Source organism: Candidatus Obscuribacterales bacterium (genome assembly GCA_036703605.1).
In the GTDB taxonomy this organism is placed as follows: Bacteria; Cyanobacteriota; Cyanobacteriia; order RECH01; family RECH01; genus RECH01.
Genome location: DATNRH010000895.1, coordinates 1 through 4,803, shown reverse-complemented (window position 1 = coordinate 4,803; position 4,803 = coordinate 1). Strand labels below are relative to the sequence as shown.

Annotated in this window: 6 protein-coding genes; all 6 read right to left on the bottom strand. The window is 53.3% G+C overall.

Translation table 11 applies throughout. The annotated features are described in order from the left end of the window. Nucleotides 1–314: 314 nt before the first annotated feature. Nucleotides 315–854 (bottom strand): hypothetical protein, encoded by a 540-nt coding sequence (locus tag V6D20_18410; protein ID HEY9817756.1) that lies wholly within the window; start codon nt 852–854, stop codon nt 315–317. Further along, a complete protein-coding gene (locus V6D20_18405; GenBank protein HEY9817755.1) occupies nt 851–1,795 on the bottom strand; it encodes a hypothetical protein in 945 nt (314 codons plus the stop codon). Before V6D20_18405 ends, V6D20_18410 begins: the two co-directional genes overlap by 4 nt. 38 nt (nt 1,796–1,833) lie before the next feature. Next, on the bottom strand, nt 1,834–2,610 hold the full coding sequence (locus tag V6D20_18400; protein HEY9817754.1) for a hypothetical protein: 777 nt from the start codon (nt 2,608–2,610) through the stop codon (nt 1,834–1,836). A gap of 1 nt (nt 2,611) precedes the next feature. Next, nucleotides 2,612–4,138, bottom strand: a complete 1,527-nt coding sequence (locus V6D20_18395) for a hypothetical protein (protein HEY9817753.1) — start codon at nt 4,136–4,138, stop codon at nt 2,612–2,614. Between the two features lie 27 nt (nt 4,139–4,165). Beyond that, nucleotides 4,166–4,378: a hypothetical protein gene (locus tag V6D20_18390; GenBank protein HEY9817752.1), complete on the bottom strand. Its 213-nt coding sequence runs from the start codon at nt 4,376–4,378 to the stop codon at nt 4,166–4,168. A gap of 86 nt (nt 4,379–4,464) precedes the next feature. Continuing rightward, the coding region (locus tag V6D20_18385; GenBank protein ID HEY9817751.1) for a hypothetical protein at nt 4,465–4,803 on the bottom strand (339 nt) is incomplete at its 5' end.

Here is a 4,803-nt window from a genome sequence, read left to right as displayed (position 1 = left end):
AGTTGGTAAGGAGGGCTGTGGCTTTCATTGTCAGCATGATCTAAGTTCACCGGTAATTAGGTGTCCATGCCAAACGCCGGGCAAGTGAATGCTTGGAGTCAGGGTTGGCGCTTCTTTATTGCCATCCCATCCCCATACTCTTTGACCACCTACGCTATTCTTTTTTATCTCGATAGCATCGGCCCAATTAGTTCCAGGCAACATGATATAGATGCAGTCAAATTCTGGGCTAAAGCAGTAATCTCCGGGCTTTGTTATTCCGTTATCTGATGATGCGAAATCCACTCTGTTTGTTTTTATGCTTTGTTTGTTCATCAATCAATCGGGTGTGTCGCCGCCAAGTGAAGCAGGTTCTTCATCGGCATCTTGAACCAGCCCGAGTCAATGGCGGGCATGTATTTAGTCGCCCGGTGCAAGGCGTTCTCGTCAGTCTTTTCCCTCTTATCCTCCAATAGGTTAGCGTGCCATTCATCGCAGACAGTTCGCGCTTGATGGACGCTCTCAAAGACTAGGAATGTGGATGCGAGGAAGTTCATGCGGTGGCCATTAGGGGCCTTGAGTCGGCTGGTCACAATGCCTGACATCCCGCCTTTAGGGACTTGAGGGTCGCCGGGGTATGGCCCCACGGCTTCGCAGTCAGCGTCCACGAAGGCAACCTTGCCAAGGTGGTGGTCTGGGGCGAAATAGGCAAAGCGGGTTTTTAGACCCCTGCCCTTCCACATATCGTCATACTCTGGATACTCTTCAGGCGTGGCAATGATCAGCTTTGGCCATCCCCATTCCTCGAAGCTTTCAGCCATGCGCCTAGCTAGTGCGATGTGCTTTTCGCCTGATGCTGTGGTTACAAAGATCATGGCGGTGGGCCTCCAGTAGTCGGGGTTACGTAGCTGAAATGATATTCGGTGGCTCCTGCTGGGAATCCCGTAGGCTGCGCCGTGAACCAGATGCCTTTCCAGACGTAGAATGTGGCAGTAGGCGATGATCCATTGTCTATCTCAAGCGTCCCGCCTCCACCACCGCTTAAAAGGGTGATGTCAGTTTGCCAAAGCTTGGCGATGAACGTGTCCCCAGTAGAGTAGATTCGCGCTTTCCCTGCGTCCTCTCCAATGAAGATTGGCTCGCCTCCAGTGCCTGCCCCTGCCAGCGTCCTAAATACCCAATCGCCATTAGTCAGCCTGAAGCGTTGGAGAATACGAGCTTGTCCTCCTACTGCGGTGACAACGGCATTCTCGCAAAGGATCGGCTGGAAATAGTCAACGTGGCCAGTATGGATCTGCGTCCGCTCAAGCGTGCCAGTGGTGACGTCCACCTCGGCAATACTGGCAATCCTGATGTAATGGACTCCTGCCGTCCCCGAGGTTTCGCCTCCTGCCAACTCAGTGGCAATAGACGTTGGCCATGGGTCTGCCTCCGCTGTCTTTGTCCAGGTTGCCGTAGTTGCTTGGCCGTCGGTGTTGGTGTCTATTTTTACGCTGATCTTATCACCCTTTAGGACGGTCTGAGGTGACGCCTCTGTCGGCAGTCCTGAGATTGAAAGCGTTCCAATAGCGTCTCCACTGGCATTGGATCGGGTAACAACTTTGCCGTCCTGCGCGTAGATTTTCCAAGTGCCAGTAGGATCGCGGTAGAGAGTCACCCAAAGCGGGGGCTTGGTGTCTACGCCCTTGCCCTTGCCTTTGCCGCCTGTAACGTCCAGCGTTATACCATTGGGAGAGCGTTTGACCTTGCCGCCGATGACGTTGACTAGCTGGTTGGCTCGCATCCAAGTGATCGCGTCATCGCTGAAGTCCAGCAATGAGTCTCCACGCTTGCGCCTTTTAGGTAGCCCGAACATTAGATATATATTTGGTCACGGTCGATCAGGACTTTTTTAGCGCCTATCCACTCTTCGACTTGGTTCCACTGCCTGTCCCTGTCGGTCCTTACGGATCGGTCTGCGGTCTTGCGATATTCGTATCCGGTCGGCTTGCCCGCAAAGACTGGACCAGCAATATCGCGCTTGCCCGCGTCGGTGGTTGCAGGGTTGCCGTCTGCATACTTGGTTGTCCGGCGAAGGACTGGGGCGTAGTCCTCGTAGGTGTCGATGCCCTTTAGTATGACCTCGGCGCACTTTCTGGCATTTGTGCTAAGGGTGACGGGGGTCTTGTCATCTTCGCTCGGCAGATATTTGAAGTCCTTTTTATACTCATGATTCTCTCCCGCCTCCCAAAATTGGACCGCTACAATATCATCATCGGTGAGTTGGTATTCGCCGCCAGTGTTTGGAGCGAAGGAGGGATGTTCAAAGATGCTGCGCTGGAACATCGTCCACTCAACCTCATACGTGATCTCTTGAACAGTGCCAGCGGCCTCTGGAGAGGCGGTAGCGTCGAAGGTGGACTCCATGTCCACGATCAACAGAGAAGTATCTGTATTGTCCATTTCTGGCTCCAGATACGTGCGGGTTACGTAGCCTTGATAGTCCCCCCACTCGGCGTTTCTTGCTGGTTCTGCGGCTGAGAGAGTCGAATGCGGGCCAATGTAGTGGATGACCGTTTGAACACCATTCTTGCCCTTGGTGGTCTTAGGGTAATTCGGCTTTTTGTATGTGAGTATGGATTCGGCGGCCATGTCAGAATGTTCCCTCCGCTGGTTCTCGGTTTAGCAGATCAGTCAGCTTGTCGCTAATGTTCTTGACCACATCAAGCGTTGACTTGGTGATGTTGGAAACGTCCATCCGGCCCATGCCTAGACCGCGCTTCTGCATAGAGTTGACCTCGGCAGTCATGATGTCCATGCCGCCCAATCGGTCCAGTTGCTCTTTCAGTGATGCCTGTTCTTTGACTTTGGCGCGTTCCTGCTCTATCAAGAGGGAGCGTTTATCAGCCTCGGCAAGGGCCATCTGTGAGGCTTGATCTATGTTAAATCCCTGCTTTTTAAGTTCGTTCACTCGCTCTGCAAGACGGATCGACTCTTCAATGTTTCTAAGGTGTTTCTTGTCCCCACTCAGCCTAGCATCGAGCAAAGCCATCTCGACGGCATGCTCTTCCTTGGCGTCTGAAATCATGCGAGCCCGAACGTCTGCCCCTTTCTTGAGGTAGTCGGGCAATTGATTCATTGACGATGGCGACGTTCCCATTCCATCTCGGAAAGGGATGTTTGGCATCGGCGTCATCTCATAGGTCGGGATGTTCTTAGGTCCCATGCCTGGGGCGAAGTCCCTAAAGAATGGAGCATTCGCCGCTTGGTCGTATCCTTGGTTTGCCCACTCTGCAAACATCATCGTAGCCCTGCCTGAGATTGTGAACTTCTCAAACAGGTCTCCGAATTTACTGGCGAGGTTTCCAACGTCTCTGGCGGTGTCTGCTGCGGCACTGGAGACTGTCTTGAGCCCTTGGCCCATCGTGTCAAAGTCTATTTGCTTCATCCACGAAACAAGGTCCTGCATGACTGGCAGCAAGCCCTCGCCCATGGTTGCCAGCATGTCACTCCACAAAGCGCCTAGCGTCCTTTGAGAGTTGGCAAGCCCGTCCTGCGTTCTGGCGAAGTCGCCCTGCGCTGTGGTCGTCTGCTCCAGAATGACCTGATAAGCGGCCATAGCCTTCGATGTAGGGTCTAGCGCCCCCTTGCCCTTGTAGAGTCCCATCTCAAGCGCCTTAGCCTTCAGCGTGGCGTCATCGAGCAATACGCCATATCTGCGGATCGGCTCAGACTCGCCGCGCAAAGCGGCAGACAGAGCCATGATTGCTTCATCTGGCTCAGTGTTATTGAAGCTGGCAAGATCGGATGCAAGCTCGACCATCTCACGGGACATCCCGGCAGCCTCATCTTGGGCTAGGCCCATGGCTGAAACGAAGAGGTTGCCCATCGTTGCTGCCGCTGCCATGGCCTGTTCTTTGGATTGGCCAAAGGTCTTTGCGGCTGTCGCGCCCCACGCCTCCATTTCCTTGGCTGATTCGCCAAAGATCGTATTGGACTTGCTGACGGTTTCCTCCATGTCAGAGGCGGCTGATATGGCCTCCTTAGCCATGATGACAGAGCCCGCCACTGCTGCCGCCCCCATGAGCTTGGCAGAGTTCCCGGCAAACCTAGTAAGCCTTTTCTCGGCACGCTTCAGCCCCACCTGCATCTTGTCGCGGACTGCAAGCTCGGCATACATTGTGCCAATTGTGCCTCTAGCCATTCTCTATTCTTTCTTTTTGGGTTTGCTGGCCAGTCCTCGGAAAAAGCTTTTCAGTCTCTCTTCCTGCTGTTCTGGGGTTTCTTTCTGCTTCGCGTATTTGGGTATGAAGTCGTTAAGCTTGAATCGGGCTCCTGTGCTTTTCTTGGCTCCTGAGCATTGGGCAATCACGAATTGGAGTTGAGCCCGCTCTATGGCTTCGCCTTTCTTGCGGTCCATCCAGGCTTCATGAATCGCTAGGCATTGTTCTGGGTGGTAGTTGTTCCATTCTTCTGGCGTGATTCCTAGTTCAACTCTTGCCCATGCTAGCTCTTTGAACTGCTTTTTTTTTCATCGCTGACCGATTGATCATTGATGACGCCAATGACGGCATTCCAAATATCTTTGCCGTGGGCTTCGTGATCGACAGCCAAGAAAAGGGCTTCGGGGCTAGTGTGCTTTGCGGTGATATGCTCTGGAACCAAGCACCAGAGGATTTCATACAAGGCTGCATGAGCCGTGTCAGGATTGCGGAGACGGATCAACTCGTCTGCCATCCCAATCTTGGAAGATCGAAAGCGGAACTGTCGCGCCACAGATTGAGTCCAGCCGATGAATACTTTCTCTTCACCGATTGGGACTTCATAAATCTGCGGCTCAGCGTT

What these genes read in the sequence shown, in the direction of transcription:
- V6D20_18410 (HEY9817756.1), bottom strand. Translation starts at nt 854, where the DNA reads ATGATCTTTGTAACCACAGCATCAGGCGAAAAGCACATCGCACTAGCT.
- V6D20_18400 (HEY9817754.1), bottom strand. Translation starts at nt 2,610, where the DNA reads ATGGCCGCCGAATCCATACTCACATACAAAAAGCCGAATTACCCTAAG.
- V6D20_18395 (HEY9817753.1), bottom strand. Translation starts at nt 4,138, where the DNA reads ATGTATGCCGAGCTTGCAGTCCGCGACAAGATGCAGGTGGGGCTGAAG.
- V6D20_18390 (HEY9817752.1), bottom strand. Translation starts at nt 4,378, where the DNA reads ATGGACCGCAAGAAAGGCGAAGCCATAGAGCGGGCTCAACTCCAATTC.